Raw genomic sequence first — 15,093 nt, forward strand, 5'->3', positions numbered from 1 at the left:
TCAGAGGAGCGGGGCGTCGCAGCCCATGACGATGATGTCGCGGATGGCGCGGAAGCCGAGCCGTTCGTAGAGCGGCGCGGCAGCGAGCGTCGAGGCGAGGGCGGCGGCGTCCGCGCCTTCGGCCCCGGCAGCCGCGAGGGCGGCAAGCGTCATTTCGGAGCCAAAGCCGCGGCGGCGGACGGAGGGGTGGACGTAGAGGCTGTGGAGCGTCGCGAGGCTGCCGTGGAGCATGACCGCGATGCGGGCGACGCACTCGGCCCCGGAGCCGCCGATGAGGAGCCACACCGGGGATTGTCCCGGGCGGCCGCGATGATGCCGGCGGGGAGCGGTTCGCCTGCGTGCTCGGCGGCGTCGACCGCTGCGAACGCCTCGACGTCCTCGTCGGACTCGACGGTGCGGATATCCAGCTCGCCGGGGAGCGGCTGCGGCCAGATAGCATCGAGGAGCATGACGGGCTGGCGCTCCCAGAAGCGGAGTCCGAGGGTCATGGCGGCGGCCATGAGGTCGGAGGGGGCATCGCCGGGGATGTCGACGCGGAAGTTGAGGCCGCGCGCCGTGAACCATTCGGCGGCGGCGCGGAGCGCGGGCAGCGCAGGACCTTGGAGGTCGCGCGGGATGGCGACGTTGGCGGGCGAGACGCCGAGGCCGGCATCGATGCAGGTGAACCCGGAGACTTCGGCCACCTCGCCGAGGGTGGGGTGGCAGCCGAGCGTGAGGGCGGCGTCGCGCATGGCGTCGGCGATGGGGCCGGCGAGGGGGTGGAGGGCTGGCATGGGGGCATGGTACGCGCTGCGAGCAGGGTTCGCGCGGGGGCCTGATAATCGGAGGCAGCAGCTGAGGAGGTCCGAACCCTTGGAACAGCCGAGCCAGGCTTCGATCGACAAGATGTGGGCATACGCGGAGAAGTTCGCGGAGAAGTCGGGGACGCACTTCCACCCGGACCGGTACATCACCGAGGGGTGATTCTCGGGCTGGCGGCGAACCTCGACCAGTACGGGCGGCCGCTCTGCCCCTGCAACTTCTACCCGTCGAAGGACGAGAACGGGAACTGGCCGGAGGGGCTCTACCTCCCGAAAGAGGAGGAGGTGAAGCGGCGGACGTGGATCTGCGCATGCGACGAGATGCAGATCTACAAGTACTGCCACTGCCTCCTGTTCGTGACCGAAGAAGGGCTGCCGATTACGGAGTACCTGCCCGAAGGGCACGAGGGGCGCGAAATCTACGGGCTGGTGAAGGACCCGACGCCGGACAAGGGGCGGGCGCTGGGCCGGGTGCTCGAGCGCCAGAAGGCCGAGGGCGGCCACCGCGAGTAGCGGCAGCCGCCCCGGGCGGTGCGCCGGCCGGCGCAGACCTAGAGGTGCTGGCTGACGCCGCCGTCGACGTGGAAGACCTGGCCGGAGATGTAGCCGGCAGCCTCGGAGGCGAGGAGGACGGCAAGCGCGCCGAGTTCGTCGGCGCGGCCGAAGCGGCGCATCGGGATGAAGCGCATGAGGAGGTTGGCGCCGATTTCGTCGGGGCCGCGGCCCGGCGTCCAGTCCATCCAGCCGGTGGCGATGCAGTTGGAGGTGAAGCCGCGGGCGGCGAGCTCCTGGCTGAGGGCGGTCGAGAGGCCGATGACGCCCGACTTGACGGCGGTGTAGGCGGCGAGCCCTTCGACGCCGCGCTCGGCGAAGATGGAGGTGACGAAGATGAGGCGGCCGGGGCCTTCGCCCTCGGGAAACTCACGGACGAAGCTGCGCGCGGTGAAGAACGCGCCGTTCTGGTTGACGGCCTGGAGGCGCGCGAACTCGGTATCGGTCACCTTCTCGAAGGGCTTCGCGAGGGGAGGTCGGCGTTGTAGACGAGGATGGTGGGCCGGCCGAACTCCTTGCCGAGCTGCTTGAGACTGACCTGGACATTGGTGGGGAGGGTGACGTCCCAGCCCTGCGAGAAGGACTGGCGGCCGAGGGCGGCAACCTCCTTCGCGATGCGCTTCGCTTCGAGCATCTCGTCGCCGTCGGTGGTGGCGGAGGCGATGGCGACGTCGGCGCCGGCCTCGGCGAGCGCGAGGGCGATGGCGCGGCCGGCAGGGTTGGCGCAGCCGACGACGAGGGCCTTCTTGCCGGAGAGGTCGAAGGCGGGTTTCCGGTTCCACTCAGCCATGGCGCACCTCCGCCGGTTCGGTGACGACCCACCCGGTCGGGGCGACGCCGCCGGCGAGGCCGCCGCCGTCGATCACGAAGGATTCGCCGGTGATGTAGCTGGAGGCATCGGAGCAGAGGAAGACGGCGAGCGGCCCGAGCTCCCAGGCTTCGCCGAGGCGGCGGACGGTGATGAAGCGGCCGCGCTGGGCGCGCATCGCGGCTTCTTCCTCGGAGCGGGGCGGCTGCTGGGCGACGAAGCCGGGGATGATGCAGTTGACGCGGATGTTTTCGCCGATGAGCTGAGCGGCGAGGCTCTTGGTGAGGGAGATGACCCCGGCCTTCGCGGCGGCGTACGCGAGCGACTGCGGTGACGAGCGGAGGGCGGTGCCGCTGGCGACGTTGACGATGACGCCGCCGGTGCCCTGCTTCAGGAGCTGCCGGGCGGCAGCGCGGGAGCAGTAGAACGTGCTGTAAAGGTTGACCTCGATGGTGTCGCGCCAGTCGTCATCCTCGAGGTCCTGGATGCGGTTGCCGGCGCCGCGGCGGTCGCCGATGCCGGCGTTGTTGAGCATGACATCGAGGCGGCCGAAGTGCTCGACGGTGCGTTCGATGAGGGCGTCGCACTGTTCGCGGACGCGAACGTCGGTCGGGACGATGAGGGGGTCGCGGCCGCTGGCGGCGCGGATGTCGGCGGCGGCTTCTTCGAGCTGGGCGCGGGTGCGGCTGGCGATGCAGATGTCGGCGCCGGCTTCGGCGAGGGCGATCGCCATCGCCTTGCCGAGGCCGCGGCCGCCGCCGGTCACGATGACGACCCGGCGCGGGGGCCCATCGAGCCGGAGACGTTCGAGGACCATGGGAACCTCCGGGGGTGGTGTGGTGCGGGCCATGATACGGGGAGCGCGGTTGGGGGCCGCTCAGCCGGCGATGCGGTAGGCCCCGATCGCGAGCGTGATGATGGCGACGGCGTAGCGGTAGAGCACGAACACGAGGAGGGAGCGGGTCCGCACCCAGCGGAGGAGGAAGTGGATGGCGGCGAAGCCGACGACGGCCGAGGTGACGAAGCCGACGACCATCTGGCGGGCCTCGGCGCCGGAGAGGGCAGCGAGGTCGGCCGACTTGAGCAGGAGCGCGCCGACGAACGCCGGCGTGCCGAGGAGGAACGCGAAGCGCACGGCGTCTTCGCGGCGGAGACCGCGGGCGAGCGCGACGGTGACGGTGGCGCCGGAGCGGGAGACGCCGGGGATGAGGGCGAACGCCTGGCCGACGCCGATGTACAGCGCGTCGCGGATGCCGACGGAGGCCATCGGACGGCGCTTGGGGGCGAGACTGTCGGCCGCGAGCATCACGGTGCCCATGAGGGCGAGCATGATGGCGACCAGCCAGGGCTGCCGGACGTGAGATTCGATCCAGCTGTCGAACAGGAGGCCGGCGACCGCGGCGGGAACGGAGCCGACAGCGAGGAGCCAGAGGAGGCGGGTGTCGGTGCGCCAGGCGGCTACGCGCGCGCCGTGGCGGACGAGGTCCGCCAGGCCGGTCCGGAACATCACGTACCAGTCGCGCCAGAAGTAGGCGAGGAGTGCGAGGAGCGTGCCGCCGTGGAGGCCGACATCGAAGGCGAGGCCCTGGTCCTCCCAGCCGAAGAGGGCGGGAACGAGGATGAGGTGGCCCGAGCTGGAGATCGGCAGGAACTCAGCGACGCCCTGCACGATCCCAGGATGACGGCGCGAACGAGGTCCACGGGGAACGTTCGCCGTGCCGCGCCTAAGGGGCAACGGCGGCGGGGAAAGCCGCGGTTCAGTCGACGCCGGCGATTTTCGTATAGCGTTCGATGACGGGGCGGCCGGCGAGGAGGCCGGCGAGTTTCGCGCCGAGCGCGCATGTGGTCGGTCTTGCCGTGGGCTTCGAAGGCGGCGGCGTCGCGGTAGTTCTCGTAGAAGAGGAAGGTCGCCGGGTCGCTGTCGGCGACGTGGAGCGAATAGGCGGGGACGGCGCCGGCTTCGTTGGCTTTGACGGCGGCGACCATTTCGGTGAGGGCGGCGCGGAGCTCGGCTTCCTTGCCGGGCTGCGCCTGGAGCTTGGCGACGATGGTGATCACGGGGCAGGACCTCCGGGGATTTGCCGGGGCATTCTACGGCTGCGTAACGGGTTGCGTGACAAAACCCAGGTCGGAGCCCAGAATGCGGGGCGATGTGGCTCCAGACGATGCCGGCGGACCAGGCGGAGCTGCTCCGGGATGAGGCGCAGCGCCACCCGGCAGCAGCGGAGGGGTCAGCTACCCCGAGTGGTACTTCAAGCGGTGGCATTTCCTGCCGGAGGGGTACCTTTCGGAGCGGAGCGCCAGGCTGTACGACCGGGTGATTCGGCCCGTCTACTGGGCCGGGAGCGAGGGCGGGCCGCGCGGCTCATTGCGCGGTGGCTGGAGCGGACGGGGGCCCGCCGGGTGCTCGAACTGGCGCCCGGGCCGGGGCGGCTGCTGGCGCGGCTGAGCGAGCGCCTGCCCGCCGTGGAGTTCCGGGCGGTGGAGCTCTCGCCGTATTTCGTCGCCGGGACACGCGCGCCGGGGAAACGCGGTCGTGGTGCACGGCGACGCGCGGCGGCTGGAGCAGGTGGCCGGCGTGTTCGATGCCGTGATCGAAGCGCATTATGTCGGGCATCTGCCGGCAGACGAGCGGGGCCCGGCGTTCGCAGCAGCAGTCCAGGCCGTGCGCCCGGGGGCAGCATCGTGACGGTCGAGCACCGCTGGCACCGGTGGCCGGTGCCGCCGGGTGTCCGGGCTGCGGCCGTGCGGCGAGCGGGATTTTCGCGGCTGACGTTTTACCGGCGCGATGCCGGGCAGGAGGAACAGCGATGACGATGCCGGCTTCGGAACGGGAGCGGATTCGGCAGTACCTGGTCGAGCAGGCGGCAAGCAAGGGGACCGAGGAGCTGATCGAACGGGTCGAGGAGGGGATGCGCGAGCTGCGGGCGGCAGCGCTGGCGATCCCTCCCGAGCGGTACGGCGACCGCCCCCGGGCGATGAGTGGTGCCCGGCGGATTGCCTCGGCCACGTGGTGGAGTGGAACCTGCGGGTGGCGCGGGCGGTGCTGCACGCGGCGCTCACGGGGAGCTGCCGGCTGACGGCCCGGTCGAGCTGCCGGGCGACCGGGACGGAATGCTGGCGGCGCACGACGAGGGCATCGCGTCGCTGTACGAGCATGTGCGGGCGGCGGACCCCGGCGGGTTTCTCGAGCTTCGCTGGGAGCACCCGTTCTTCGGGCCGCTGAACTGGCGGGAATGGTTCCTGTTCCTGCGCCTGCACGCGAAAGACCACGCGCGGCAGCTGGCGGCCATGCGGGAGGCGCTCGGTGCGTGAGCCGCGGCCGCTGCGGGTGGTGCATACGTCCGACGTGCACCTCGGGGCGTACGCGGGGAACGATAGCCCGGGCTGGGTCGAGCGGCGCCGCCGGATGGAGGCAGCGTTCTGCCGCGTCATCGACCTTGCGAACCGGGAAGGCGCCGACGCGCTGATTCTCGCGGGGACATCTTCGACAACGACCGGGTGCCGGCGGAGACGGTGGAGTGGGCCGCGGCGCAGATTGCGCGGTTCGAAGGCCAGGCGTTCCTCATCCCGGGGAACCACGACCCGATGGACCCGGGGAGCATCTACTGGCGGAACGACATGGAGGCAATCGCGCGGCGGCTGACGATCGTGCGGCAGCACCGGGGCGAGCTGATCGAGCCGGAGGGGCTGGATCTGGTGCTCTGGGGCCGGGCGTACCTGGACAGCGACTGGCATTTTCGGCCGCTGGAAGGGCTGCCGGGCCGGGTGGACGGCCGCTGGCACATTGCGCTGGCGCACGGGCACTTCGTGCCGGAGGGCGGCGAATCGCACCGGTCGCTGCCGATTCACGAGCGGGAGATCGCGGCGGCGCGCGGGGAGTGGGACTACATCGCCCTGGGGCACTGGGAGCCGCACGCGGACGTGAGCCGGGGCGGCGTGACGGCGGTCTATTCGGGCGCGCCGATGCCGCTGAGCGATGCGAACAGGCGAGCGGGGCTCTGCGCCGTGGTGGATTTCGGCCCTGGGGCGTGCGCTGGCGGACGGAGCGGGTGGACGGGTAGGGTGCGGGGGAGCGGGGAACAGCGGCGGGCAATCCAGCCAGCGCGCGCGATTGAGGCCGGGCTCCGGGACTCGATGTTGTATTTGCGACGCCGTTGCCGTCTCATTTGCCGCTGCAGGAGTGTGGGCGGTAACTGAGACTTAGGCTCATGTCGATTTCAGCCACTGACGTCACGGCGGTGCCGCAGGCTGCGGCGCGGGCGGTTGCGCTTCGGCTTCGGATAGCCGTCACCCTCACCGTCCTGGCGCTCATCCTCGCGGCGGCGGTCGTCATCGCAACGTCGCTCGGGCCGGTGCAGGTCGCGCCGTTACGGGTCTGGGGCGTCATCGCGCGTGAGCTGGGCCTGCCGCTGGACCTCGCGGTGAGCGAGCGCGACGAGGCAGTGGTGATGCAGCTGAGGCTGCCGCGGGTGCTGCTGGCAGCGATTTGCGGCGCCGGTCTCGGCGTTGCCGGGGCGGCCCTGCAGGCGGTATTTCGGAACCCGCTGGCTGAGCCGGGCGTCACCGGCGTCTCGTCCGGGGCTTCGCTCGGGGCGGTGGCGGTGCTGTTCTGGAACCTCGATGCGTGGCATCCGCTGGTGCTGCCTCTCGGTGCATTTCTCGCCGCCGGGATAACGGTCGCCGCGGTGTACGGGATTGCTGCGGGCACGGGCCGTGCGTCCCTGGCGACCATCGTGCTGGTCGGGCTGGCGGTCAACGCATTCCTCGGCGGCGTGGTCAGCGCGTTCGTGGCGAACGCGCGGAACGAGTCAGAAATCCGGAGCATCATCTTCTGGCTGCAGGGCGGACTGGAGGCGCGGACCTGGGAGCATGTTCGCCTCGCTGTCGGCCCGATCGCGGTCGGGGTGGTCGGACTTGCGGCGCTTGGGCGCGACCTCAACCTGCTGCTGCTCGGCGATGACCTGGCGGGGGCGGCGGGGGTGGCCGTGCGGCCGGTGCGCTGGGCGGTGCTCGGGCTGGCAGCGCTCGCTACGGGCGCGGCGGTGGCCGTCACGGGGGTGATTTCGTTCGTCGGGCTGGTGATTCCCCACGCCCTGCGGCTGGTGGTCGGTTCGGACCATCGTCTGCTGCTGCCGGCCAGCGCCCTGGCCGGGGAGCGTTCCTGGTCGTTTGCGACACCGTCGCGCGGATGCTGTTCCAGCCGGTGACGCTGCAGGTGGGCGTCGTCACGTCGCTCGTCGGCGGGCCGCTCTTCCTCGCGCTGGTGCTCCGCAGCCGGAAGGAGTTCGCCCTGTGAGGCGGCTGCTCGAGGCATCCGACATTCACGTGCGGTACGGCTCTGCGGAAGTGCTCCGGGGTGTTTCGTTCGAGGCGGACGCCGGGGAGGTCGTGGGACTCGTGGGCCCGAACGGCGCCGGGAAATCGACGCTCCTGCGCGTCGCGGCCGGGCTGCAGCGCGCGGCGGCAGGAAGCGTGCAGCTGGACGGGCGGGGCCTCGACAGCATGACGCGGCGAGACCGCGCGCGGACGCTGGGCTTCGTCCCGCAGGACACGCGCATCGATTTTCCGCTGTCGGTCGAACAGGTGGTGCTGCTGGGCCGGCACCCGCACGGCCGGCGCCTGTCGGTCGATTCGGCGCGCGATTTCGCGGCTGCGGAGTCGGCGATGGCGCGCGTCGGGATCCTGGGGTACCGGGACCGGCGGTATTCGACGCTCTCGGGGGCGAGCGGCAGCTCGTGATGCTGGCGCGCGCGCTGGCCGGGGAGCCGCGGCTCCTGCTGCTGGACGAACCGGTCTCTGCGCTCGATTTGCGGCATCAGCTGCTGGCGCTGCAGGTGGTTCGGGAGTTCGCAGCGGGCGGCGGCGGGTGCGTGGTGATTCTCCACGACCTGAACCTGGCTGCACGGTACTGCGACCGGATCTTGCTGCTGGAGCAGGGCCAGCTGCGGGCCTCAGGCGCGCCACCGGAGGTGCTGCGGCCGCTGCCGCTACGGTCGGCCTACCGGGTCGGCGTCGCAGTGCGGAGCGACGACGTCCTGGCATGTCCTTCGGTGGTCGCCGTCGCGCCGCGCGAAGGCGGGCCTGCGGCCATTTCGGGCAGCGGACCTGAGCTGGTCGGAGCACTCGCCGCCCTGTTCCGGCGGGGGTGCGTCCACGCGCGGGTCATCGTCCCTCCGGGTTCACCGGAGGCCGCGGCGGCCGAGGCGCTCGGCTTCGAGACGGTAGCCCCCGGCGAGATAGCGGCTGGACCCGGGACGAAGGCGAAGGCCTGGGCTTTCGGTCCGCCGCCGCCCGGTTTGACGAGGCTGCTCGAGGTGGAGCGGGTCGAGGTCGAGCGGCTCGACCACCTCATCGAGCGGCTGCACGGGGCAATGGATGGAGCCGGCGCTGCCACGCGGGCAGAGCCCGGTGCTGGTGACGAATCCCCGGCCCTGGCCGGTTCGACATCAACGGGAGGTTGAAGATGTTTCGTCTTTCGAAGAGCGCCCTTGCGGCGTGCATGATCCTCGCTGCCTCGCTCGGGCTTGCCGCGTGCGGCGGGAGCGGCGACGACAGTTCCCTGCCGGGCGAGAGTTCACCGACGGCGGCAGCTCCATCGCCGGGAGCCTCGCCGTCTCCGACAACGGCGGCCGCTTTCCCGGTGACGATTCGGCACGAGGGGCGGAGCGTGACGATCGCGGCCGAGCCGCGCCGAATCGTCGCGCTTTCGAACGATGTCGCGGACATCGCCCTGCGGCTCGCGGGGCCGGAACGGGTGGTCGCGGTGCCGGCATCGAATGCGACGCCGTCGCTGGCTGCATCAGCCTCACTGGTGGGTGCCGTGGCGACGAAGCTGCCGCCGGGAACGAACCCCGAACCGGAGCAGATCGTCGCGCTGCGCCCCGATCTCGTCCTCATCACCACCCGGCACGGCGGCGAGCAGGACGCCGCGAAGCTGCTGGAGCAGGTCGGCGTGCCGATGCTGATGTTCGCTCACTGGGGTTCGCCCGGGGAGATTGCGGAGAACGTGCGCGTGCTCGGCCAGGCGCTCGGAGTGCCGGAGAAGGCGGAGCAGCTGGTGCGCGAGATGGAGGAGGGCATGGCGCGGGTCGAAAAGGCGCTGGCGAAGGCTTCGGGCCGACCGCGGGTGCTGGCCATGTCGGACCAGGCTCAGCGGCCGTTCGTCATCGGGAAGTCTGGCGGCGGGATCACGGCGCCGCTCATCGAGATGGCGGGCGGCGATGTGGTCGCGGACCAGGAGGCCCCGCGCAGGCAGAACGCATCTTGGCGCTGAATCCGGACGTGATCGTCATCATCGACGTCTGGGGAAGGGGCTGGAGCACTACCGGGCGCTGCTGGATTCGCCGGCGGTCCAGGCGCTGCCGGCGGTCAAGGAGAACCGCATCGTCGTCGTGCCGGCATGGCAGGCGTTTCTGCCGACTGACCGGGTCTTCCTCGGGCTGGAAGTGATTGCGAAAGCGCTGCACCCGGAGGCGTTTTGAGATGCGGGGCCGCGTGCGGGTCGTGTGCATCGGTTTCGATGCGCACCGCGCCTACCCGATTCGCCTCGGCGCGGCGCGGGCGCAGGAGCGTTTCGGCGTCGAAGTCGACGTGGAGGTCCTGGACCGGGAGGAGGCAGGCACCCTCGACCCCGAAAGCGCCGCGCAGCTCGCGCGAACGGCTGATGCGGTATTCGTTGCGGCGCTGACGGAAGAACGGTTTCTGCCGGCGGCCAGGGCGCTGGCGGGTTCGGCGCCCCGTTTCTACCCGAGCGCGCCGAACCTGTTCGAGATATCGGCGATGGCTCGCGTGCCCGGCCTGGCGCTGGACGACCCGGGCGCGGCCGGTGCGCTGGCCGCAGCAGCGGCCGCCTGCGCCGCGGCGGGCAAACCGGTGCCGCCCGTGCCGGGCCTGGTCGCGACGGTGCTCCCGCAGGCGGCGCACCTGGTCCCGGAGGATCAGCCTGAGCTCCGGCGGCTGGGTCGGGTGCTGCAGGCGCTGCTGAATCTCTCGCCAGAGAACGCGGCCCTGGCGTTCGCGGCAGTTGCGCATGAGGCGGAGCCGGGGCAGATCCCGGACCCGGGTTGGCCGGAAATCTACCCGGCCTGCGGCTTCTGGCACCCGGACGCCGGGGTGTTCGCCCGGTGGGCGGAGTTCGAAGCAGCGCTGGAGCGGCGGTGGCGCGGCCGGGAGCGGGTCGGCCGGGCGCTCGTCGTGGTGTTCTCGACGCAGGTGACCGGGGGCAACGACGCGCACCTGCGGAGCCTGATCGCCGCACTCGAACGGCGGGGCATCGAGGCGGTGCCGTGGTTCGGCGCACTCGACGCTGCGGGGGAGGTCGGCGAGGTGCTCAAGGTGCCGGCCATCGACCTCGTCATCAATGCATCCGGCTTCACGCTGACGGGCACCCACGGCCAGCCAAACATCGCGGGCGACGTCGAGCTGCTGCGCCGGTGGGACGTCCCGCACCTGAATGCAGTGCCGCTGCTGTTCCAATCGCTGGAGCAATGGGAACGGGAGCCGGTGGGTCTGCTGCCGATGGCGGTGGCGATGCAGGTGGCAGTGCCCGAGCTCGAGGCCGCGCTGGCGCCACGGGTCTTCGCGGGGCGCGCTGCGGACGACGACCGGATGGCGGCGACCGCTCAGGCGGACCGGGTCGCCGCACACGCCGCGCGGCTCATCCAGCTGCGCACCAGGCCGAACCGCGAGAAACGCGTCGCCATCGTGCTCTTTGCGTGCCGCCGGACGCCGGTGCCGTCGGGACAGCGGCCTACCTCGATGTGTTCACTTCGCTCCATGCGCTCCTCGCGCGGCTGCGGGAGGAGGGCTACACGGTCGACGTGCCGGCCGATGCCGGCGAGCTGCTGAACCTGCTGGTCGATGACAGCGCGGGGGCGCGCGGACCGGCACGCGCATCGCGGCGCGGTACCCGGCCCGGCGGTATGTCGAGACCGCGCCGGGTCTCGAACGGGTGACGCGGTGCTGGGGCGAAGCCCCGGGGACATCGATACGGATGGACGGGATTTTCTCATCCGCGGGGCGGTTCTCGGGAACGTGGCGGTCGTCATCCAGCCGGACAATGGCGGTTACAGCGACCCGATCGGGCTTCTCTACCGGGACGATGCGAGCCCGAGTCACAGCTTCACTGCCTGTTACGACTGGATCCGCAACGGGTTCGGAGCGGACGTCGTGCTGCATTTCGGCACCCACGGGGCGCTGGAGTTCATGCCGGGCAAACAGGCGGGACTGCTGCCGACGGATTTTCCTGACGCGCTCATCGGCGACCTGCCGCACGTCTACTACTACTGCATGAACAACCCGGCGGAGGCGGCGATCGCGCGGCGCCGTTCGGCCTCTGAGATCGTTTCGTACCTGAGCCCGCCGGTCGAGGCATCGGGGCTGTACGGCGCGCTCGAGGCAGCCCGGGCTGCGGCCGCGGCGCTCCGCGACGATCCCGGCAACCCGGCGCGGGCCGCCGAGCTGCGGGAGGCCGCCGCAGCCGCGGGTCTCGATGCGGTCGCGGACCCCTCCGACTGCGAGGCAGAGCCGCTGGCCTACCTCGAACGGGTGACGCGCGCGTTAGACGACCTGGAGCGGACGCTCATTCCGCTGGGGCTTCATGTGCTTGGGCGGGGATCGATCCCGATGAGGCGCGCGGCATCCTGGCCGCGGCATGCGAGTATCCGCTGCCGGGCCAGGCTGGACTCTCGCTGGTGGATGAACTGACTGCCGTCCTCGGCTCCGAGGAGGAGGCCCGGAAGGCGGCCCGGGGCTTTGCAGACGCCGTCGCCGCCGGCGCGGGGAAACCGGCGGGGCCACCGTTCACGGCGCTTCCCGAAGGCACGCTGGAGCGGTGGCACCGCGGGCTGACGGAGCGGCTCCGGCTGCTCGACGCAGCCGCGGAGCTGGACGGCCTCGTGGCGGCGTTGGCGGGCAGATACATCCCGCCGTCGCCGGGCGGTGACCCGGTGCGCGAGCCTGACGCGCTGCCTACAGGCCGCGGGCTCGTCGCGCTCGACCCGTACCGCGTGCCCACGGCCGCAGCGGCGCGTGCCGGTGAGCGTCTCGCGGAGCAGCTCCTGGAGGCTGCGGCGGCTGCGGACGGCCGGCTTCCCGAGACGGTCGGCGTCGTGGTCTGGGGTTTGGAGACCATCAAAGCCCGCGGCGAGGCGATCGCCCAGGTGCTCTGGCTGATCGGCGCGCGGCCGGAGCCTGATGCGTTCGGGCGCATGACGCGGTTCCGCATCGTCCCCATCGAGGAGCTGGGACGGCCGAGAGTCGACGTCGTGCTGACGGTGTCAGGTATTTTCCGGGACCTGTTCCTGCCTGCGACGGAACTCCTGGACCGGGCTTTCCGCGCGGTTGCTGCCTTGGAGGAGCCGCCGGAGCAGAACTACGTGCGGAAACACGCGCTCGAGCTCGCGAAGGCACTGGACATCGACCCGGGCGAAGCCGCGGCGCGCGTCTTCTCGCAGTGCGCGGGAAGGTACGGAACCGGCGTCAATGACCTCGTGCTCTCGTCGGAATGGGAAGGGAACGACGACCTTGCGAATGCGTTCCAGCACACGATGGCGTTTGCCTACGGTGAGCGGAGGACATCGGTGTCGGCGCCGGCCGTCTTCCATGGCCTGCTGCGGACGGTCGAGGCGACCTTCCAGAACATCGACTCGACGGAGGTCTCGCTTTCTGACGTGGACCACTATTTCGAGTACCTGGGCGGGCTGTCCAATGCGGTGGGGGCGGCGCGGGGAGCGGAGCCGGCGGCGTACATCGCGGATACCTTCCGGCCCGGGGACGAGTCCGAAGCCTTGCGGAAGCGCTGTGGATGGAAACGCGAAGCCGGCTGCTGAACCCGAAGTGGCGGGACGCGATGCTCGAGCACGGGTACAACGGCGTGGCCCAGGTTGCGATGCGGCTGGACAACACGTACGGCTGGGCGGCGACCACGTCAGCGGTGGACGGGAGGCTGCTGGAGGATGTCGCGCGGGAGTACTTGCTGAATGATGCGCTCCGGGAACGAATGGCGGCGGAGAACCCGCTGGCCGTGAAGCGGATGGCAGATCGGCTGGTGGAGGCCGCCGAGCGCGGCCTGTGGGATGCGCCTTCCGGGCTGGTGGAATCCCTGCGGGACGTTGCGGGGCGGCTCGACGACGCGGTCGAGGGGCAGTGCTGCATGCGGGCTGACGCTGGGTCGGGAGAAGCGGCCGTCTTTCCGTTCTCCGCCATTCTCGGGCAGGAGGAGATGAAGCTGGGCCTCCTGCTCAACGCGATCGACCCGGGAATCGGCGGGATGCTCGCGCTGGGCGACCGGGGCACCGCGAAGTCAACGACGGTCCGGGCGCTGGGGCAGATGCTGCGCCTCGCCGGGCTCGAGATGCCGGTGGTCACGCTGCCGCTGGGTGCCAGCGACGACCGGGTGCTCGGCTCGCTGGATCTCGAGGCTGCCCTCGTCCACGGGGAAAAGCGGTTCGCGCCCGGATTGCTGGCAGAAGCGCACAGCGGGTTCCTGTACATCGACGAGGTCAATCTGCTGGACGACTACCTCGTGGACCTGCTGCTGGATGTGGCTGCGTCGGGGGTGAACCACGTGGAGCGCGACGGCCTGAGCGTGACGCACGCGGCGCACTTCGTGCTGGTGGGGTCGGGCAACCCGGAGGAGGGTGAGCTTCGGCCGCAACTCGAGGACCGCTTTGGGCTGGCGGTCCACGTGCGAACCATTCGCGACGCCGACACCCGGCGGGAGATCGTGCGGCGGCGGCTGGCGTTCGGCGACGACCCGGCGGGGTTTTGCGCGGCATGGCACGCGCAGGATGCGGCACTGGCAGCGCGTGTCTGCGCGGCGAGGGACCGGCTGCCGGGGTCGAACTCGGGCCGGAGGTCATCGACCGGATCGTCAGCCTGGTCATCGAGGCGGGAACGACCGGCCACCGGGGAGAGATCGTCGTCGCGCGGGCAGCCCGCGCCCACGCTGCGCTTGCCGGCCGGACATCGGTCGGCCCTGGCGACATCGGGGCAGTCGCGGTGATGGCGCTGCGCCACCGGTGCGCGCGGGCCCCGTTCGACGACGAGGAGGCCATCGCGGCGCGGATTGCGGCGGCCGTTGAGCGCGCGGGGTGCACGGGGTGACCCCGGCAGTCGAAGACGCGGCGGCGCCATTTGCGGCGTTCCTGCTCGACCCGCGCATCGGCATCCTGCTGACCGGCGACCGCTCGCAGGCCGAGGAGGCCAGCCGGGCGCTCGCCCGGCAGCTGCAGCCGGATGCGGTGCGCCGTTTCGGCCCGGCGGATGACCTGTGGCCGGGTCCGCCGGACGATGCTGTCGTCCTGCTGTCGCCCCTGGTGTTCGATGACCCGGCCCGGGTGGCACGAAGCCGGCGGGCATGGGGCATCGCTGCCGTGGCCCCCTCGCCCGGACACGCGCCGAGCGCGATTGCTGAGCGGTGCGCGCTCGCGGTGGCGTTCGACCCGACCCCGGGCCCGGCTGCGCTGGAGTCGTCTGCGCCATGGGAGCGGGCCGCAGCGGCAGCGGCCGCGGCGGCCGCCCGCGCCGCGCCGGCGGCAGCGCCGGACCTCGAAGCGCGAACCGCGGTGGAGGCTTCTCTACGGTTCGGGCTGGAGAGCCACGAGCTGGAGTACCGGGCAGCCCCGGCAGCGCGGGCAGCGATACGGCTTGGGCTCGAACCGATGCCCTTCCTCGAACGCTGGGTCTTCGCTCCCCGCGCGAGGCAGGCGTCGCCCGCGCCGCCGCCTCCGGCCGAGGCCGAGTCCGCCGGGGAGGATCCCGGCCGGCCCTCGAACGATGGTGCGGCGGACGGAGCGACCTCGGTGGAACCGCCGGGGGCGTGGCCCGGCGACCCGCCGGTCACGGCGGCGCTCCGCGGCCGGGTCCGGCGGCCGCTCCCCGGTCGGCGCGGACCGCGAGGACCGCATCCAGCGCGCGGCGCGCCGGGCC

At 71.6% G+C, this 15,093-nt stretch carries 17 protein-coding genes and 5 pseudogenes; 15 read left to right on the forward strand and 7 right to left on the reverse strand.

The genetic code is table 11. The annotated features are described in order from the left end of the window. Positions 1-231 carry a GNAT family N-acetyltransferase gene (locus O0235_RS00390; RefSeq protein ID WP_270056644.1) on the reverse strand — a complete coding sequence of 77 codons (231 nt, stop codon included), beginning with the start codon at positions 229-231 and terminating at the stop codon, positions 1-3. Then, positions 150-773 (reverse strand): hypothetical protein, encoded by a 624-nt coding sequence (locus O0235_RS00395; RefSeq protein WP_270056645.1) that lies wholly within the window; start codon positions 771-773, stop codon positions 150-152. Before O0235_RS00395 ends, O0235_RS00390 begins: the two co-directional genes overlap by 82 nt. A gap of 112 nt (positions 774-885) precedes the next feature. Here O0235_RS00395 and O0235_RS00400 point away from each other — a divergent pair. Continuing rightward, positions 886-1,313, forward strand: a pseudogene (locus O0235_RS00400) (ferredoxin-thioredoxin reductase catalytic domain-containing protein). A 38-nt stretch (positions 1,314-1,351) separates the two neighbouring features. On the opposite strand, the gene O0235_RS00405 reads toward O0235_RS00400, so the two are convergent. The 5 genes and pseudogenes from O0235_RS00405 to O0235_RS15130 all read right to left on the reverse strand — a co-directional run. Beyond that, on the reverse strand, positions 1,352-1,801 hold the full coding sequence (locus O0235_RS00405) for an SDR family NAD(P)-dependent oxidoreductase (RefSeq protein WP_270056647.1): 450 nt from the start codon (positions 1,799-1,801) through the stop codon (positions 1,352-1,354). Next, on the reverse strand, positions 1,798-2,142 hold the full coding sequence (locus tag O0235_RS00410) for an SDR family NAD(P)-dependent oxidoreductase (protein WP_270056648.1): 345 nt from the start codon (positions 2,140-2,142) through the stop codon (positions 1,798-1,800). The genes O0235_RS00405 and O0235_RS00410 overlap by 4 nt, the downstream gene beginning before the upstream one ends. Beyond that, a complete protein-coding gene (locus O0235_RS00415) occupies positions 2,135-2,977 on the reverse strand; it encodes an SDR family NAD(P)-dependent oxidoreductase (protein ID WP_270056649.1) in 843 nt (280 codons plus the stop codon). The genes O0235_RS00410 and O0235_RS00415 overlap by 8 nt, the downstream gene beginning before the upstream one ends. A gap of 60 nt (positions 2,978-3,037) precedes the next feature. Continuing rightward, complete coding sequence (locus O0235_RS00420; RefSeq protein WP_270056650.1) at positions 3,038-3,829, reverse strand: undecaprenyl-diphosphate phosphatase; 792 nt, start codon at positions 3,827-3,829, stop codon at positions 3,038-3,040. Between the two features lie 176 nt (positions 3,830-4,005). Then, a pseudogene (locus tag O0235_RS15130) lies at positions 4,006-4,218 on the reverse strand (putative quinol monooxygenase); the annotation flags it as partial. A 478-nt stretch (positions 4,219-4,696) separates the two neighbouring features. Between O0235_RS15130 and O0235_RS00425 the strand changes: the two are divergent. The 14 genes and pseudogenes from O0235_RS00425 (at position 4,697) to O0235_RS15135 (ending at position 14,268) form a co-directional block, all read left to right on the forward strand. Then, positions 4,697-4,849, forward strand: a complete 153-nt coding sequence (locus O0235_RS00425) for a class I SAM-dependent methyltransferase (RefSeq protein WP_270056651.1) — start codon at positions 4,697-4,699, stop codon at positions 4,847-4,849. Between the two features lie 121 nt (positions 4,850-4,970). Then, positions 4,971-5,240, forward strand: coding sequence for a hypothetical protein (locus O0235_RS00430; protein ID WP_270056652.1), 270 nt, complete (start codon positions 4,971-4,973; stop codon positions 5,238-5,240). Between the two features lie 34 nt (positions 5,241-5,274). Beyond that, the gene (locus O0235_RS00435) at positions 5,275-5,475 is read left to right on the forward strand and encodes a hypothetical protein (RefSeq protein ID WP_270056653.1); all 201 of its coding nucleotides are present in this window, start codon (positions 5,275-5,277) and stop codon (positions 5,473-5,475) included. Between the two features lie 168 nt (positions 5,476-5,643). Next, positions 5,644-6,360: a metallophosphoesterase family protein gene (locus O0235_RS00440; RefSeq protein ID WP_373324456.1), complete on the forward strand. Its 717-nt coding sequence runs from the start codon at positions 5,644-5,646 to the stop codon at positions 6,358-6,360. A gap of 11 nt (positions 6,361-6,371) precedes the next feature. Beyond that, positions 6,372-7,459, forward strand: a pseudogene (locus O0235_RS00445) (FecCD family ABC transporter permease). Further along, entirely contained in the window at positions 7,456-7,902 is a 447-nt protein-coding gene (locus tag O0235_RS00455) for an ABC transporter ATP-binding protein (RefSeq protein WP_270056657.1), read from the forward strand. The pseudogene O0235_RS00445 and the gene O0235_RS00455 overlap by 4 nt, the downstream one beginning before the upstream one ends. Further along, entirely contained in the window at positions 7,899-8,624 is a 726-nt protein-coding gene (locus O0235_RS00460) for an ATP-binding cassette domain-containing protein (protein WP_270056658.1), read from the forward strand. The genes O0235_RS00455 and O0235_RS00460 overlap by 4 nt, the downstream gene beginning before the upstream one ends. A 2-nt stretch (positions 8,625-8,626) precedes the next feature. Next, on the forward strand, positions 8,627-9,436 hold the full coding sequence (locus tag O0235_RS00465; RefSeq protein ID WP_270056659.1) for an ABC transporter substrate-binding protein: 810 nt from the start codon (positions 8,627-8,629) through the stop codon (positions 9,434-9,436). Continuing rightward, positions 9,384-9,644, forward strand: a complete 261-nt coding sequence (locus O0235_RS00470; protein ID WP_270056660.1) for a substrate-binding domain-containing protein — start codon at positions 9,384-9,386, stop codon at positions 9,642-9,644. Before O0235_RS00465 ends, O0235_RS00470 begins: the two co-directional genes overlap by 53 nt. Before the next feature lie 298 nt (positions 9,645-9,942). Then, positions 9,943-11,117 (forward strand): annotated as a pseudogene (locus tag O0235_RS00475) (cobaltochelatase subunit CobN). Beyond that, positions 11,023-11,868 (forward strand): cobaltochelatase subunit CobN, encoded by an 846-nt coding sequence (locus O0235_RS00480; RefSeq protein ID WP_270056662.1) that lies wholly within the window; start codon positions 11,023-11,025, stop codon positions 11,866-11,868. Before O0235_RS00475 ends, O0235_RS00480 begins: the two are co-directional and overlap by 95 nt. Further along, positions 11,856-13,186: pseudogene (locus O0235_RS00485) on the forward strand (cobaltochelatase subunit CobN); the annotation flags it as partial. The gene O0235_RS00480 and the pseudogene O0235_RS00485, both read left to right, overlap by 13 nt. Before the next feature lie 306 nt (positions 13,187-13,492). Further along, positions 13,493-14,167, forward strand: coding sequence for an ATP-binding protein (locus O0235_RS00490; RefSeq protein WP_373324457.1), 675 nt, complete (start codon positions 13,493-13,495; stop codon positions 14,165-14,167). Beyond that, positions 14,080-14,268, forward strand: coding sequence for a hypothetical protein (locus O0235_RS15135; protein WP_373324458.1), 189 nt, complete (start codon positions 14,080-14,082; stop codon positions 14,266-14,268). The genes O0235_RS00490 and O0235_RS15135 overlap by 88 nt, the downstream gene beginning before the upstream one ends. The last annotated feature ends 825 nt before the right edge of the window (positions 14,269-15,093 follow it).

The organism is Tepidiforma flava, from assembly GCF_027594505.1.
GTDB classification, from domain to species: Bacteria; Chloroflexota; Dehalococcoidia; order Tepidiformales; family Tepidiformaceae; genus Tepidiforma; species Tepidiforma flava.

Coding starts and splice junctions, on each gene's coding strand:
- O0235_RS00390 (WP_270056644.1), bottom strand. CDS start 231: ATGCTCCACGGCAGCCTCGCGACGCTCCACAGCCTCTACGTCCACCCC.
- O0235_RS00395 (WP_270056645.1), bottom strand. CDS start 773: ATGCCAGCCCTCCACCCCCTCGCCGGCCCCATCGCCGACGCCATGCGC.
- O0235_RS00410 (WP_270056648.1), bottom strand. CDS start 2,142: ATGGCTGAGTGGAACCGGAAACCCGCCTTCGACCTCTCCGGCAAGAAG.
- O0235_RS00415 (WP_270056649.1), bottom strand. CDS start 2,977: ATGGTCCTCGAACGTCTCCGGCTCGATGGGCCCCCGCGCCGGGTCGTC.
- O0235_RS00430 (WP_270056652.1), top strand. CDS start 4,971: ATGACGATGCCGGCTTCGGAACGGGAGCGGATTCGGCAGTACCTGGTC.
- O0235_RS00435 (WP_270056653.1), top strand. CDS start 5,275: ATGCTGGCGGCGCACGACGAGGGCATCGCGTCGCTGTACGAGCATGTG.
- O0235_RS00465 (WP_270056659.1), top strand. CDS start 8,627: ATGTTTCGTCTTTCGAAGAGCGCCCTTGCGGCGTGCATGATCCTCGCT.
- O0235_RS00470 (WP_270056660.1), top strand. CDS start 9,384: ATGTGGTCGCGGACCAGGAGGCCCCGCGCAGGCAGAACGCATCTTGGC.
- O0235_RS00480 (WP_270056662.1), top strand. CDS start 11,023: ATGACAGCGCGGGGGCGCGCGGACCGGCACGCGCATCGCGGCGCGGTA.
- O0235_RS00490 (WP_373324457.1), top strand. CDS start 13,493: ATGCTGCGCCTCGCCGGGCTCGAGATGCCGGTGGTCACGCTGCCGCTG.